Raw genomic sequence first — 15,426 nt, 5'->3', positions numbered from 1 at the left:
TAAAATAATGGAAAGATTTATGATTATAGGAGAAAGAATACACTGTATATCGCCATCAATAAGAAAGGCTTTAGAAGAAAGAGATCCGGCTCCAATACTAAAAAGAGCAAAGGAACAATTAGATGCAGGAGCTCATTATATAGATTTTAATATAGGCCCAGCTGAAAGAGATGGAGAAGACATAATGACTTGGGGAGTACAGTTACTTCAATCTGAATTCAATAATGTTCCATTGGCACTAGATACTGCAAATAGAAAGGCGATAGAAGCAGGAATAAAAGTATATAATAGAGAACATGGTAAGCCGATAATAAACTCAGCAGATGCAGGCGGTAGAATAGAGTTAATAGATTTAGCTGGAGAATATGAGGCTAAAGTAATCGCTTTATGTGCTAAAGAAGGTATCCCAAGAGATAATGACGAGCGTATGGCTTACTGCCAAGAAATGTTAGAAAGAGGATTGATGGTAGGATTAGAACCAGAAGATATGTTATTTGATCCACTATGCTTAGTTATAAAAGGTATGCAAGATAAACAAATGGAAGTTTTAGAAGCTATAAAAATGATGAGTGAGATGGGACTTTTAACTACGGGTGGATTATCAAATGTATCTAATGGATGTCCTAAGCATGTAAGACCAGTATTAGATAGTGCATTCTTAGCGATGGCTATGGCTAATGGATTTAGTTCAGCAATAATAAATCCATGTGATAAAGAGTTAATACAAACTATAAAATCTTGTGACATAATAAGAAATTCAACCTTATATGCAGACTCTTTCCTAGAATTAAATGAAGGTGGTTTTGCATATAACGTATAAATAGATATATTTTTTTATAAAAGGGGGAAATAGAGTGAAAAATTTGTACAGTACTGTTTTTAATGGATCTGAGCAAGCTCTAGAAGCTGCAAAAGGTCTACTTAAAGAAGTTATAGATAAAAATGGAAGAGATCATAAAGTAGAATTTCCTGATACTGCATATTCATTGCCATGTATATATGCTGCAACAGGAAAGAAAATGAACAATTTAGGAGATCTAGAAGCAGCTTTAGAAATTATTGAAAGTTTAATCAACAAAACACATTTATTAGAGCATGTTTTTAATTCAGGGTTAGCTACGGCATTAGCAGCAGAAGTTATAGAAGCTATAAAATATTCAACATGTGATGCTCCATACAGTGAGCCTTGTGCAGGGCATATAACTGACCCAATAATAAGATCACTAGGGGTACCTTTAGTAACAGGAGATATACCTGGAGTAGCAGTTGTACTGGGAGAATGTCCAGATGCAGAAACTTCAGCAAAAATAATTAAAGATTATCAATCTAAAGGGCTTTTAACATTCTTAGTTGGGAAAGTTATAGATCAAGCTATAGAAGCTGGGGTAAAAATGGGCTTAGAACTTAGGGTTATACCTTTAGGATATGATGTAACAAGTGTAATACATGTTGTATCTGTTGCTGTAAGAGCTGCCTTAATATTTGGAAACTTAACTCCTGGTGATTTAGAAGGGTTACTAACGTATACAGCTAAGAGAGTACCTGCATTTGTAAATGCATTTGGGCCATTAAGTGACTTAGTTGTATCTTGTGGAGCTGGGGCTATAGCCTTAGGATTTCCAGTTATAACAGATCAAGATGTATTAGAAGTTCCGATGAATTTACTTACTCAAAAGGATTATGATAAGTTTGTAGCAACTTCGCTAGAAGCTAGAGGAATAAAAATCAAAGTAACTGAAATACCAATACCAGTATCTTTTGCAGCGGCTTTTGAAGGAGAAAGAATAAGAAAAAATGATATGTATGCTGAGTTTGGTGGAAATAAAACAGAAGCATGGGAGTTAGTCAGAAAGAGAGAAATATCAGAAGTTGAAGATCACAAAATTGAAATAATAGGAAAAGATATAGATGAAATAGATGCTGTAAATGGAGTAGTAAGATTACCACTTGCAGTTATAGTTGATATAGCTGGTAAAAATATGCAAGAGGATTTTGAACCAGTTTTAGAAAGAAGGTTACACTACTTCTTAAATTATATAGAAGGAGTAATGCATGTTGGGCAAAGAGATATTACTTGGATAAGAATATCAAAAGATGCAGTTGAAAAAGGATTTAGATTGAATCATATAGGGGAAGTACTATATGCTAAAATGCTGGATGAATTTGATTCAGTTGTTGATAAATGTCAGATAACTTTAATAACTGACGAAGCTGAAGTTGCTAAACTAAAACAAGAATATGCAATTTCAAAATATAATGCAAGAGATGAAAGATTAGCTTCATTAGTTGATGAAAGCGTTGAAGAATTCTATACTTGTAACCTATGTCAATCATTTGCACCAGCACATGTTTGTGTAGTAACACCAGAAAGGTTAGGTCTATGTGGAGCTGTTAGTTGGTTAGATGCTAAGGCTACTAAAGAGTTAGATCAAACAGGTCCGTGTCAGCCTATAATAAAAGGGGAATGTCTAGATGACTTAAAAGGCATATGGCAATCAGTAAATGATGAAGTAGCAAATATATCTCAAGGTGCAGTTGAAAGTGTTACTCTATACTCTATATTAGAAGACCCAATGACTTCTTGTGGATGTTTTGAGTGTATATGTGGAATAATGCCAGAAGCTAATGGATTTGTTATCGTAAATAGAGAGTATGCAGGAATGACTCCAGTTGGTATGACTTTTGGAGAACTTGCTTCTATGACTGGTGGAGGAGTTCAAACTCCAGGATTTATGGGTCATGGAAGACAATTTATATCATCTAAGAAATTTGCTTATGCTGAGGGAGGCGCATCAAGAATAGTATGGATGCCAAAAGAATTAAAAGAGTACGTAGCAGAAAAATTAAATGCTACAATGAAAGAATTACATGGTATTGAGAATTTTGTAGATATGATATGTGATGAAACTATATCAACAGAGTCAGAAGGAGTATTAGAATATTTAGAAGAAAAAGGTCATCCAGCACTAGGAATGGAATGTGTAATGTAGTTTAAGTAAATCTTTAAGGAGTGAAAATATGAAGGTTATACCAAGTTTGAAATATTGTAGAGAACATACATGGGTTAAAATAGAAGGAGAATATGCCTATATAGGAATAACAGATTATGCACAAGATCAATTAGGAGAAATATTATTTGTAGAAATGCCTGAAGTAGAAGATGAAATAACTAAAGGTGAAGATTTTGGAGTTGTAGAGTCTTCAAAAGTAGCATCAGATTTAATAGCTCCTATATCAGGAGAAGTTGTTGAAATAAATGAAATGTTAGAAGATGAGCCTGAAGCTATAAATGAAGATGCATATGATGCGTGGATAATAAAGGTTAAAATATCAGATGAAGAAGAACTTGATAGTTTACTAAATTCTGATGGATATGAATCCAGTATAGAATAATATAAAACTGCCCTTTAGTGATATAAGTTTGCTAGAGGGCAGTTTTTTAAATTACACAAAACTATTTTTATATAATAGATAAAAAATTAAAGATAACAATATAAAAATCAAGGTTTTATATACTATGTATAGAATATATAGATAATATAAAGTTATATTTTTTTTATGTAGGGGGGATTTATTTGGTTAGAGTAAACATAGTTTCACATAAAAAAGAAGTTAACTGTAAAATAGGAGACAACCTATTAGAGGTTATAAGGGACAGTGGTGTATTTATAGATGCTACTTGTAATGGGAATAGGGTATGTGGAAAGTGCAAAGTTAAACTGTTAAAAGGGAAAGTAGATTCAGATATAAATGTTCATATAAATGATGATGAGTTAAATCAAGGATATATCCTATCATGTGCTAGTAAAGTTAGTGAAGACATTTCAATAGAAATTCCTAAAAAGTTTTCAGATTCCTTAAATGACATGAAGATAGAAGGTAGTGTAAATAGTAAAGATGAATTATTTTTTGATAATTCTATAGAGATGATAAAACGTAATAATTTAAAGTTTAATAAAAATGTGTTTAAGAAATATATCAAAATTGAAGAACCTAATTTAGATGATAATATAAGTGATATTGATAGATTAGAAAGATATATAAGAAATAATATCGGAGTTAATAAAATAAACTTTGATATAGATTTTTTAAGAAAAGTTCCAACTGTCATAAGAAAGAATAATTTTAACTTTACAATTACATATAAATATGAAAATGAAATGCTATATTTAATTGATATAGATGAAAAGGATACAGAAGGTGAAATTTACGGTATTGCAATTGATATAGGAACTACATCGGTTGTAGTTAGTTTAGTTGATTTAAAAAATAATGAAATTATAGATAAGGCTTCTTCTGCAAATGCTCAAATCAAATATGGAGCGGATGTTATAAATAGAATAATATATTCAACTAAAAAGAACGGACTTGAAACTTTAAGAAAAACAATTATTGATGAAACTATAAATCCATTATTAAAAAAAATATATAGTAAATTAAGTATTAATAAGGATAATATAGTTCATGGTGTAGTGTCAGGAAATACAACTATGAGCAGTTTGTTTCTTGGGGTATATCCAGATTTTTTAAGGCAAGAGCCATATATTCCTCCCTTTACAAAAGCTTTAAATTTAAAAAGTAAAGAAGTAGGGATAAATATAAATAAAAATGCTGATGTTTATCTAGCTCCATCTGTATCTAGTTACGTTGGTGGGGATATAACATCTGGAGTATTAGCCTCTGGTATGTGGACTAGTGATGAGAATATATTATTTATAGATTTAGGAACAAATGGAGAAATTGTATTTGGTAATAAAGAGTATATGATGACTTGTGCTTGTTCTGCAGGACCTGCTTTTGAAGGTGGGGGAATAAGTTGTGGTATGAGAGCATCAAGTGGAGCTATAGAAAAAGTAGAAATAGAAAAAGAGACTTTAAATCCTAAATTAGAGGTTATAGGAAATATCAGTCCTATAGGTATTTGTGGATCAGGTATAATAGATCTTATTTGTAAGCTTATGACAAATAAGATTATAGATAGAAGGGGAAAAATAAATAAAGATATTAAAAATAAAAGAATAAGATTTAATGAATATGATATAGGAGAATATGTACTTGCTTTTAAAGAAGAATATAATTTAGAACGTGATTTAATTATAAGTGAAGTAGATATTGATAATTTTATAAGAGCTAAGGGTGCAATTTATTCGGGGGCATCAACTTTAATAGAAAGTCTTGGAATGGATTTTAGTTTAGTTGACAAAGTATTAATTGCAGGAGGAATAGGAAACAGTTTAAATATAGAAAATTCTATTATGATTGGACTGCTTCCAGATATAGAAAAAGAAAAATTTAGTTATATAGGAAATAGTTCTTTAATTGGATCATATTTAGCTTTAATTAGTCAAGATGCTAAGTTAAAACTAGAGGATATAGGATCTCAAATGACATATGTAGAATTAAGTGTCTATCCAACCTATATGGATGAATTTATATCTGCATGCTTTCTTCCGCATACAAATATAGAACAATTTCCAACTGTAAAAAATTTGATTGGAGTATAAGTTATGAATTTAGATGAAAAAATTAGACTAGCCTATGATATAAAAAAAAATAAATTTGGAGATATTATAGAGTTTTCTTATCCAAATCAAACTTTGGCAGTAAGTATAACTAATAGAAATTGTAGTTTAGGATGTGCTCATTGCAATGGAGAATATTTAAAAAATATGGCTTCTCTAGATGAGATAGAAAGAAAAATTAAAAAAAGAAATATATCCAGTATACTGCTAAGTGGTGGATGTAGTTCAGATGGAGAAGTTCCGATAGAATTGTTCATGGAAAAAATAAAAGATTTGAAGAAAGAAGGATACAAATTAAATTCTCATATAGGACTTATGAGTAAAGAAAATATAGAAAAAGTTTGTAAATATATAGACTGTGTTTCTTTTGACTTAGTATTTGATGAAGAAACTATACAAGAAGTTTTTAAAATGAAAAAAACAAAAAATGATTATATAAGCACTTATGAATATATACAAAATTTCACGAAAGTAGCTCCTCATATATGTATTGGATTAAAGGGTGGGAACATAAAAGGTGAATATGAAATTTTAGAATACTTAACAAATAATAAACCAGAACAACTAACATTTATTGTTTTAATTCCAACAAAAAATACTGATTATGAAAATGTAGAACCGCCAGATATAGATAAGGTAATAGATATTTTATGTGAGGCTAGAATAAATTTGCCTAATACAAAGATAAATTTAGGATGTATGAGGCCAAGGGGAGAATATAGAAATAAATTAGATAAAATGGCTATTGAATGTGGTGTCAATAAAATTGTATTACCATCAAAAGAATGTAGAGAACTTGCTAAACTAAAAAAACTAAACATTATTGAAAGTAAGGAGTGCTGTGTACTATGATTCGGGTATCTATAGGGACTGCAATAGAACTGGGTATAGCAAAGGGAAAAAATGATATACCACCAACAACGGCATATATAATGATAGGCAATAGATGTAATAATAAGTGTTCATTTTGTTCGCAATCTATGGAAAGTAGCAGTAGAAAAGATAAATTATCTAGAATATTATGGCCTGATTACGACAAAGAATGTATACTAAAAGCCTTTAAAGAATATAAGTTAAAAAATATAAAAAGGATATGCATACAGTCTATGTCTAGTGATGAGGCATATAAAGAAGTTGAAGAATTTACAAGGTATATAAAAAAAGAGTTAGAGATTCCAATCTCATTATCAGCTAAATTAGAAGATATGGATGATTTAGAAAAGTTTTTTAAAATAGGTGTAGATAAAATTGGAATTGCAGTAGATGCAGCAAATAAAAATTTGTATGAAAGTATAAAAGGAACTGACTTTGATAAAAAAATAGATTTTTTAAAAGAAGCTGGATTAATGTATCCTAACAAAATTAGTACTCATATAATAGTCGGATTAGGAGAAACACATAAGGAAATATACGATATATATAAAACTTTGAGAAGCTATAATATAACAATAAGTTTATTTGCATTCACGCCTGTAAAGGGAACGAAAATGGAAAATATAAAGCAACCAAGTATAGAAAGTTATAGAAGAGTTCAGCTTATGACATATATGATTGATAAGGGATATAATAGAGATTACTTTAAGTTTAGTAAAGAAGGTTATTTAAACGAAATAGAATTAGATAGTTATATAAAATCTGATGTATTAAAAGGATATCCATTTGAAATAAAAGGGTGTAAAAACTGTAATAGACCATACTATAACGAAAGACCAGGAAGTACAATTTATAATTATTCAAGACCTCTAAAAGAAGAAGAAATATATTTAGCAATAAAAGAAATAAATTTAAATATAGGGGATATGGAAAATGCAAAAATGGAGAGTAATAAAAAATAAGACAACTAATGGGGCCATGAATATGGCTATAGATGAGGCTATTATGACTTCTTATAAAGAAGGAAAATGTAAACCAACACTAAGGTTTTATACATGGAAGCCTAGTTGTTTAAGTATAGGATATTTTCAGAACTTGCAAAAGGAAGTTGATTTAGATAAGTGTAGAGAATTAAACATTGATGTTGTGAGAAGACCAACTGGAGGAAGAGCTGTACTTCATCAAAATGAACTTACATATTCGATTATCTTAGGAGAAGATAATTCATTAATGGATAAAAGTATAAATGAATCATATAAATTTATAAGTAAAGGTATAGCTAAAGGGTTAGAGATAGCAGGAATAAATATAGATGAGCTTAAAAAAGGAGAAAGGATAAGTAGAGAAAAACTTTCGGCAGCATGTTTTAATGCACATGCATCTTATGAGATAACTATTAATAATAAAAAAATAGTAGGAAGTGCTCAAAATAGAAAAGATGGAGTTATATTACAACATGGATCTATTATACTAGACTTTAATATAGATGATTTATATGAAGTAATAAAAACAAAAAATAAAGATATTAAAGAACGTGCAAAAAAATTTACTTTAAGTAAAGCTAGTGGAATTGAAAACGAAATTAATATGAAAGTTGATATATTAAACTTAGAAGAATCCATATTAAATGGGATTAAAAAATCTTTTAATGTAGACTTTGAAGAATTAGGTTTAAGTGATTACGAGCTAAATTTGGCTAGGGATTTATACAAAAAATACTCATCTTATGACTATATTAATAAAAGATAATTTATATAGTTAAACCGATTGACTTTATATAAAATTAGATGCTATACTCAGATTGAATAGAGTTATTTGAAATCATGAAGATTTCTTTAAGGGTTTGAAATACCTTGGAGGAATCTTTTTTTGGTTAATATATTTATACTAAGGGGGATTAGATTATGTGTGAATCAGCAGCTTATGTTTTAAAGAATAACAACCTTGAAAGAGTTATGGAAAATGTAGTTAGTGTAGATCCATATGAAGGAAAAGTATATTTAACGGATTTATTAGGGGAGCAAAAAATAATTGATGGACAAATTAAAGAGATAAGACTTATGGATCATAAAATTATAATTGAGGGATCTAAATAAAATTAAATTTTACATAAAATAAATTAACTAAGGGGAAAAAATATGGTAATAGCAGTTGTAGATGGAATGGGTGGAGGTATAGGTGCTCAAATAGTAACATCTTTAAGAGAGGAGTTACCATCATATATAGATATTTATGCTTTAGGGACAAATTCAATTGCAACTAGTTCCATGATGAAAGCTCATGCAAATAAAGGGGCTACAGGAGAAAATGCAATTGTAGTTTCAACTAAAAAAGCAAGTGTGATAGTAGGACCTGTATCAGTAGTCATACCAAACTCAATGATGGGAGAAGTTACTTCGAAAATTAGTACAGCAATAGCTGATAATGAAGCTTTAAAAATACTTTTACCTATAATGCCAGAGGATATAGAGATGGTAGGTTTAGAAGGAAAACCATTGTCTTTACTTATAAAAGATGCAGTAAAAGTAATAAAAAAGGAGTTTAATTTAAAATAAGGGGGATTTAAAATGATATTTAACAAAACTACCATAAGAAATCATCATGGTCACGATCATGATCATGATCAAGAGCATTGTCATAGCCATTGTTCAGGGGGATCAGTAGCTGAAAATAAAGATGAAAAGACACTTAATATACTTCTTGTACATTGGGTAAATCATAATGAATCTCATGAAGAAGGCTTTAGAGAGTGGGTAGACAAAGCTAGAGATATGGGGAAAGAAGAAACAGCTAATAATATAGAAGAGGCTATAAAGTATTTAAGAAAAGCAAATGAGATGTTACTTGAAGCTAAAAAAAATATGTAGTAAATAAAAGGGAGTTATTTCCCTTTTATTTGTTTTTAAAATTTAAGTATAAAATTTAGTAAAAAACGTTGACATATTTATAATAAACTTATATAATTTTATTATAGAAAAAATAAATACGGAGAAGTACTCAAGTGGCTCAAGAGGATCCCCTGCTAAGGGATTAGGCTGGGTTAACCGGTGCGAGGGTTCGAATCCCTCCTTCTCCGCCAGTTAAGACTGTTGATATAATCAACAGTCTTTTTAATTTTAAAATTCTTTTGAAAAAATATATTCAGATAATGCTAGTATATTTTTTTCAATGTAATTAGTATTAATCTTTAAAGGAATAATAGATCCTAATTTATAAAACGATATGGAATTACCATGATTATCGAAAGCATTTTTTATGTTTATATCAACATTTAAATTAAAATTTTCAGAAGTTATTGTGTAATTTTCTGTAAATATATTTACAGCAGGATCAAACTTATTATTAGATAAAAATTTTAGTGATAGTATAGATTTAGAAATTTTGTATTTTTTCAATAATATATCGTAAGTCATAGAATTTATAGATAAATTTAAGAAATCTAATTTATCTCTTAAAATTTCATTAATTTTAAATATTTTTCCTAGATGAACAATATCCTCAAAGTTATGTAGTAAAATTTTATTTTTTATAGATTCATCTCTACTTAAAGTGAAATCTTTATAAAGTTGTACACTTTCCTTTCCAGAAATAGTATCAGCTCTTTCTATACCAAGGTATCTTTCTATGGTTTTTAGTTTACAATCAGATAGGGAGAGTTTATCTTTATGAGGTTTCACAACTCTTAAAATATCTATATCTTCAGATTTATTTATAATAAAATCTATATTGTTCTTTTTAAATCTATAATTTAAAAAAGGTATATCAAAAGAAATTCCGTTAAAAGTTATATGATGTTTAAAATTTTGAATATCAAATTTAAATGCTAATAATAAATCTCTTTCTTCATCTTCCGATTCTGCAAAAAATTGTTTTATAAAAGTTTTATCTTCAAAATTATAAAGAATACCTATTAAAATCACTTTACAGAACCTAGGGCTTAGACCTGTAGTTTCTATATCAAATACATAATAATCTTTAGGTATATCAACTAAATGATCTAAAGTTTTTGTAATAACTTGCATAGTTTTACTCCTTTTTAAAAATATGATATATAATATTAATTATAAAATAATATAAAGATAGTTCAAGGTGATAAATTATGATACATATAAATAAATTAAATGAAAATCAAAAAGATGCAGTTTTACATATTAATGGACCTTGTATGGTTTTAGCTGGACCAGGTTCTGGAAAAACAAGAGTTATAACATATAGAATACTTAATCTAGTACTTAATAATAATATAAATCCTAAAAATATATTGGCTATAAGCTTTACCAAGGCATCATCTATGGAGATGAAAAATAGAGCTCTTAGTTTAAGTAATGATCGTCGATTAAATAGCGTGAATTATGGGACTTTTCATTCTGTATTTTTTAGGATACTAAGATTTTTTGAAAAGTATGAATTAGATTGTATTTTAGATGAAAAAAATAAAAAGTTTGCTATAAAAGGAATTTTGAAAAATTTAAATGTTGAAAATGCAGAGGATGAAGATACAATACTCGGAGTTATAAATGAAATATCTTATGTGAAGAATGAATTGATGGATAAAATTGATTTTGATTCAGAAATACTAACAAGTGATGAATTTTGCAGAGTTTATAATATGTATGAAGAATATAAAGAAAGCATAAAAAAAATTGATTTTGATGATATGCTTATAAAAACATATAACTTACTTAAGCAAAATAAACAAATTTTAGATAGAGTTAGGTCAGTATATAGATATATTTTGGTAGATGAGTTTCAGGATATTAATAAGGTGCAATTTGAGGTCATAAAGTTAATTGCAAGCCCTAATAACAATATATTTGTTGTAGGAGATGAAGATCAAAGTATATATGGGTTCAGAGGGTCTAGGCCAGATTTCTTACTTGAATTTGAAGATTACTTTAAAGGAAGTAAAAAATATGTACTTGATATAAATTATAGATCTAAAAAAGATATTACTGATATTGCCAATAAACTTATACAAAATAATGAAAATAGATATGAAAAGTCTATAAAGTGTGATAGAGAGCATAAAGGAATTGTAAAGTATATAAACACAGAAGATGCAGAGGAAGAAGCTAAATTTATAGCAAAAGATATATTGAGTAAATGTGAAGATAATTGTACTAACTATGATGATTTTGCAGTTATTTATAGAACTAATATACAGTCTAGAGCATTAGTTGATGCGTTTATGGACATGCATATACCTTTTGTTGTTAGAGACTCGATTGTTACTATATATGATCACTGGGTAGCTAGAGACTTATTAGCATATTTAAGATTAGGAATAGATACAACATTAAGTGAAGATTGGATAAGGATTATAAATAAGCCTTTTAGATATATATCAAAAGACAGTATAAAGTTAGCAAGTGAAGATAGGGATTTTATTGGAGCATTGATAAATAAGGCAAATCTGCATCCTAAGCAAGTTAAAACATTAAATGATTTAGAAATTGATTTAAGTTATTTAAAGACACTATCTCCTAAAAATGCTATATCTTATATAAGAACAAGTTTAGACTATGATAGATATGTATTAGACTATTGTAGTAATAGAAAGATAAAACCAACAGGATTAATAGAAATATTGAACGAATTAGAAAGTTCTTCTACACATTTTAAAACTATAAATGAATACTTAGAACATATAGAAAAAGTAAAATCAGAGATTATTGAAAGTAGAAATAATAAAAATTCTGAAGGGGTTATATTCACAACTATGCATAGTGCAAAAGGATTAGAATTTCCTTATGTATATATAATTGGAGCTAATGAAGGTACTATTCCTCATGAAAAATCATATGACATTGAAGATGATAAAAAGCGTAAGGAAGCTATAGAAGAAGAAAGAAGATTATTATATGTAGGAATAACAAGAGCTCAAGATGAACTATATATAAGTTCTCCTAAGAATAAGTATGGAAGAAAAGTATTTCAGTCAAGGTTTATAGATGAAATTAAGTCTCCTACTAAAGAGGATATTAAAGCTATAAAAATTGGAGATAAAATAGTCCACAATAAATTTGGAGATGGAGTCATAATAGGAAAAGACGGTAAAATGATAGAAGTTAAATTTAAAAGAGGAGTAAAAGATTTAGATTATTCTATTTGCTTTAAAAATGGAATTATAACTAAAGATTAAGAAATAAAAAATAGGTATATAGCTTACAAGCTATATACCTATTTTATTATTAATAATAGATACCTTTTTCAAACATATCTTTTAATTCTTTTGAGTCATTGGTTTTTCCTAATGCAACTATTAATTTTATTCTAGCTTTTTGACCTGGTAAATCACCTGCAAATATACAGCCTAAGTTTCTTAAGTCTCTACCAGACCCTAAGTAACCATAACTATCAAATACTCTACCTGAGTGGCATCTAGTTGCAATAATAACTGGTATATCTTTACTTCTAGCATACTCAACACCTTTAAGCATACCAGGAGGTATATTACCTCTACCCATGGCTTCAATAACTATACCTTTGCAACCCTTATCTGCTGCAAATTTTATAAAAGATTCATCCATTCCTGCACCTGATTTTATAAGAGCAACATCAGATTCGACTTTATCAACAACTATAGTTTCTCTATTTACTATATCTCTAGATAATACAAGTTTATCGCAGTCTATTATTCCTAAAGGACCACATGTTAAAGATTTAAATGTATTTAAAGTAAGAGTGTTAGTTTTAGTAGCTTCAGATGCTAATAAAACTTCATTACTTAAAACAACTAAAACACCTTTATTATAAGCTTCATCAGATATAGCCGTACAAACAGCTGCTGCAAGATTGCTAGGTCCGTCATAACCAAGTTCATCACTACTTCTCATTGCACCTGTAACGATAACAGGCTTAGGAGTATCTAATGTTAGGTCTAAGAAATAAGCTGTTTCTTCTAAACTATCAGTACCATGTGTAACAACAACACCTGAAATATCATCATTTGAAAGAATATCATTTATATAATTTCTTAAGTTTAACATTTTTTCTGGAGTCATATGAGGTCCTGGAATTTCATCGAAATTGAATACCTCTATATCAGCAACTTTATCTATATTAGTTACCATAGACATTATTTGCTCCCCAGATAAAGATGGTATAGCAGCCCCTATTTTTTCGTCTACAGTCATGGAAATAGTTCCGCCTGTAAACACTATAGCTACTTTTTTCTTATTATGCATATTATTGACCCCCCTAAATTTATTATATCTATTAAATTATATCAAAAAAAGAGAGATAAATGTAGAAATAAGCATAAAAAAAAGAGCTTGGGGAAGCTCTTTTTTTGCGTTAAACTAACTTCCGTTGTTAGTTTAACATTGGATATAAAGTCTATCCGTTCAAAAGGGGTATTGGGAATAGAGATTTTAATTAAGGTTATCAGGGGGATAACCATGTATATATAATAGCAATATTCGACAGAAAAATCAATAGTTTTTGAAAATATATTTAATTAAAATTAATAATTAATTTTAAACATAAAAAAACCTACTTCTTTTCCGTTAAGAAGTAGGACTTAAATGAATGTAGTATATTCATTTAAAAGGGGTATTGGGAATAGAGATTTTAATTAAGGTTATCAGGGGGATAACCATGTATATATAATAACAATATTCGACAGAAAAATCAATAATTTTGACAAAAAAATTAAAAAAACATATGTTTAAGACAAAGTTAGATATAAAAAATAAATTATACTTAGATTAGGATTGAATTATAAAGGCTTTAGTATATAAAAAAAGCTGAAATAATGGTATAATAGTAAAAGTTTCACTAAATTTATATGATAATTTATGAAGTTAATTGGAAAAATAAAAGAATATTTTACTATATTTAAATAGAAGAAAGTTGGTGTATTAGCATGGAGATATATTTAGATAATAGTGCCACAACTAAGCCTTATAAAGAAGTTGTAGACAAGATGGTATATGCACTTACTATAGATTATGCAAACCCGTCAGCTGTTCATAAAAAAGGTGTCGAAGTAGAAAAAAATATAAAAAAAATAAGACAAGAAATAGCTAGAAGTATAGGATGTAAGGATAAAGAAATAATATTTACATCTGGAGGAACAGAATCAAACAATACCATAATAAGAAGTGTTGCTAGCCTTAATAAGAAAAGAAAAAATCACATAATAACTACGAATATAGAGCATCCATCAGTATTAAGAACAATGGAAGATCTAGAAGAACAAGGTTTTGAAGTTACTTATTTAAAAGTAAATGATAAAGGTGTAGTAGATATAAATGATGTGAAAAGCGCTATAAAGGATAATACTATACTAGTAAGTATGATGCATGTTAATAATGAAGTTGGAAGTATACAACCAATTAAAGAAGTTGGAAAATACTTATCTACTTTAAATGAAAAAGTATATTTGCATGTAGATGCAGTTCAATCTTTTGCTAAAATTAATTTTAAACCGTCTAGATACAATATAGATTTTATGAGTGTAAGCGGACATAAATTACATGGACCAAAAGGTATAGGATTTATGTATATAAAGGATATAAATAGAGTGAAGCCTATGCTTACAGGTGGAGGACAAGAATCTGGGCTTAGATCTGGAACAGAAAATGTAGCTGGAATATATGGATTAGGAGAAGCTATTAATATAATAATGGAAGATCTAAATTCAAAGATAGAAAAAATGAGCAATTTAAGAAATTTATTAAAAGATTATATAGTAGAAAATATTGATGATATAAAGGTAAATTCCCCAGAAGATGGAGTATGTCATATACTTAATATATCTTTTAGAGGTGTAAGAGGAGAGGTGTTATTACATCACTTAGCTCAACAAGGAATTTTTGTATCTACTGGATCTGCATGTTCTTCTAAAAAGAAAGGTAGCCATGTATTAAATGCAATGGGATTAAATGCAGAGGAAATTGATGGAGCAATAAGATTTAGTTTATCAGATATGACAACAGAGAAAGAAATAAAAGAAGCTTGTGAAATAATAAAAAAATCAGTTGAAGAACTTAGAATAATAATAAAAAGAAGATAATTAAGAGGTGAT

14 protein-coding genes and 1 tRNA gene are annotated in these 15,426 nt (G+C 28.5%); 13 read left to right on the top strand and 2 right to left on the bottom strand.

Annotation, left to right across the window (positions count from 1 at the left end):
* The first annotated feature begins 7 nt into the window (after positions 1-7).
* The 11 genes from acsE (at position 8) to ATCC9714_RS14305 (ending at position 9,474) form a co-directional block, all read left to right on the top strand.
* Complete coding sequence (gene acsE, locus ATCC9714_RS14355) at positions 8-820, top strand: carbon monoxide dehydrogenase/acetyl-CoA synthase methytransferase subunit (protein WP_021122402.1); 813 nt, start codon at positions 8-10, stop codon at positions 818-820.
* A gap of 34 nt (positions 821-854) precedes the next feature.
* Positions 855-2,990, top strand: a complete 2,136-nt coding sequence (gene acsB / locus ATCC9714_RS14350) for an acetyl-CoA decarbonylase/synthase complex subunit alpha/beta (protein WP_057545733.1) — start codon at positions 855-857, stop codon at positions 2,988-2,990.
* Between the two features lie 28 nt (positions 2,991-3,018).
* Positions 3,019-3,393: a glycine cleavage system protein GcvH gene (gene gcvH / locus ATCC9714_RS14345; protein WP_057544027.1), complete on the top strand. Its 375-nt coding sequence runs from the start codon at positions 3,019-3,021 to the stop codon at positions 3,391-3,393.
* Between the two features lie 182 nt (positions 3,394-3,575).
* Positions 3,576-5,504, top strand: coding sequence for a corrinoid activation/regeneration protein AcsV (gene acsV, locus ATCC9714_RS14340; RefSeq protein ID WP_057545734.1), 1,929 nt, complete (start codon positions 3,576-3,578; stop codon positions 5,502-5,504).
* 3 nt (positions 5,505-5,507) lie between these two features.
* Positions 5,508-6,374, top strand: a complete 867-nt coding sequence (locus ATCC9714_RS14335; protein WP_057545735.1) for a radical SAM protein — start codon at positions 5,508-5,510, stop codon at positions 6,372-6,374.
* A complete protein-coding gene (locus ATCC9714_RS14330; RefSeq protein WP_057574389.1) occupies positions 6,371-7,357 on the top strand; it encodes a radical SAM protein in 987 nt (328 codons plus the stop codon). The genes ATCC9714_RS14335 and ATCC9714_RS14330 overlap by 4 nt, the downstream gene beginning before the upstream one ends.
* Positions 7,329-8,144: a lipoate--protein ligase family protein gene (locus ATCC9714_RS14325; protein ID WP_057545737.1), complete on the top strand. Its 816-nt coding sequence runs from the start codon at positions 7,329-7,331 to the stop codon at positions 8,142-8,144. The genes ATCC9714_RS14330 and ATCC9714_RS14325 overlap by 29 nt, the downstream gene beginning before the upstream one ends.
* Before the next feature lie 155 nt (positions 8,145-8,299).
* A complete protein-coding gene (locus tag ATCC9714_RS14320) occupies positions 8,300-8,491 on the top strand; it encodes a CooT family nickel-binding protein (protein ID WP_021122418.1) in 192 nt (63 codons plus the stop codon).
* A 42-nt stretch (positions 8,492-8,533) separates the two neighbouring features.
* Positions 8,534-8,950, top strand: a complete 417-nt coding sequence (locus tag ATCC9714_RS14315; RefSeq protein WP_021122419.1) for a DUF3842 family protein — start codon at positions 8,534-8,536, stop codon at positions 8,948-8,950.
* Between the two features lie 12 nt (positions 8,951-8,962).
* A complete protein-coding gene (locus tag ATCC9714_RS14310; RefSeq protein WP_057545738.1) occupies positions 8,963-9,262 on the top strand; it encodes a hypothetical protein in 300 nt (99 codons plus the stop codon).
* Positions 9,263-9,382: 120 nt separating this feature from the next.
* Positions 9,383-9,474: transfer RNA gene (locus ATCC9714_RS14305), tRNA-Ser, on the top strand.
* Positions 9,475-9,511: 37 nt separating this feature from the next.
* On the opposite strand, the gene ATCC9714_RS14300 is transcribed toward ATCC9714_RS14305, so the two are convergent.
* On the bottom strand, positions 9,512-10,417 hold the full coding sequence (locus ATCC9714_RS14300) for a ribonuclease H-like domain-containing protein (RefSeq protein ID WP_057545739.1): 906 nt from the start codon (positions 10,415-10,417) through the stop codon (positions 9,512-9,514).
* A gap of 77 nt (positions 10,418-10,494) precedes the next feature.
* Here ATCC9714_RS14300 and ATCC9714_RS14295 point away from each other — a divergent pair, with 77 nt between their 5' ends.
* Positions 10,495-12,537 (top strand): ATP-dependent helicase, encoded by a 2,043-nt coding sequence (locus ATCC9714_RS14295; protein ID WP_057545740.1) that lies wholly within the window; start codon positions 10,495-10,497, stop codon positions 12,535-12,537.
* Positions 12,538-12,586: 49 nt separating this feature from the next.
* Here ATCC9714_RS14295 and ATCC9714_RS14290 read toward each other — a convergent pair whose 3' ends face one another.
* Positions 12,587-13,582, bottom strand: coding sequence for an asparaginase (locus tag ATCC9714_RS14290; RefSeq protein ID WP_055330720.1), 996 nt, complete (start codon positions 13,580-13,582; stop codon positions 12,587-12,589).
* Positions 13,583-14,262: 680 nt separating this feature from the next.
* On the opposite strand from ATCC9714_RS14290, the gene ATCC9714_RS14285 reads away from it, so the two are divergent.
* Positions 14,263-15,414, top strand: coding sequence for a cysteine desulfurase family protein (locus ATCC9714_RS14285; RefSeq protein WP_057545741.1), 1,152 nt, complete (start codon positions 14,263-14,265; stop codon positions 15,412-15,414).
* Positions 15,415-15,426: the final 12 nt, after the last annotated feature.

The organism is Paraclostridium sordellii (assembly GCF_000953675.1).
In the GTDB taxonomy this organism is placed as follows: Bacteria; Bacillota; Clostridia; order Peptostreptococcales; family Peptostreptococcaceae; genus Paraclostridium; species Paraclostridium sordellii.
Note: the sequence above shows the minus strand (reverse complement) of the source record. Positions and strands in the feature narration are given on the sequence as shown.

Bases quoted from the DNA above. Each gene is read 5' to 3' on its own strand.
- acsE (WP_021122402.1), top strand. From the start codon at position 8: ATGGAAAGATTTATGATTATAGGAGAAAGAATACACTGTATATCGCCA.
- ATCC9714_RS14290 (WP_055330720.1), bottom strand. From the start codon at position 13,582: ATGCATAATAAGAAAAAAGTAGCTATAGTGTTTACAGGCGGAACTATT.
- ATCC9714_RS14335 (WP_057545735.1), top strand. From the start codon at position 5,508: ATGAATTTAGATGAAAAAATTAGACTAGCCTATGATATAAAAAAAAAT.
- ATCC9714_RS14330 (WP_057574389.1), top strand. From the start codon at position 6,371: ATGATTCGGGTATCTATAGGGACTGCAATAGAACTGGGTATAGCAAAG.
- ATCC9714_RS14315 (WP_021122419.1), top strand. From the start codon at position 8,534: ATGGTAATAGCAGTTGTAGATGGAATGGGTGGAGGTATAGGTGCTCAA.
- ATCC9714_RS14325 (WP_057545737.1), top strand. From the start codon at position 7,329: ATGCAAAAATGGAGAGTAATAAAAAATAAGACAACTAATGGGGCCATG.
- ATCC9714_RS14320 (WP_021122418.1), top strand. From the start codon at position 8,300: ATGTGTGAATCAGCAGCTTATGTTTTAAAGAATAACAACCTTGAAAGA.
- gcvH (WP_057544027.1), top strand. From the start codon at position 3,019: ATGAAGGTTATACCAAGTTTGAAATATTGTAGAGAACATACATGGGTT.
- ATCC9714_RS14285 (WP_057545741.1), top strand. From the start codon at position 14,263: ATGGAGATATATTTAGATAATAGTGCCACAACTAAGCCTTATAAAGAA.
- ATCC9714_RS14300 (WP_057545739.1), bottom strand. From the start codon at position 10,417: ATGCAAGTTATTACAAAAACTTTAGATCATTTAGTTGATATACCTAAA.
- ATCC9714_RS14310 (WP_057545738.1), top strand. From the start codon at position 8,963: ATGATATTTAACAAAACTACCATAAGAAATCATCATGGTCACGATCAT.
- ATCC9714_RS14295 (WP_057545740.1), top strand. From the start codon at position 10,495: ATGATACATATAAATAAATTAAATGAAAATCAAAAAGATGCAGTTTTA.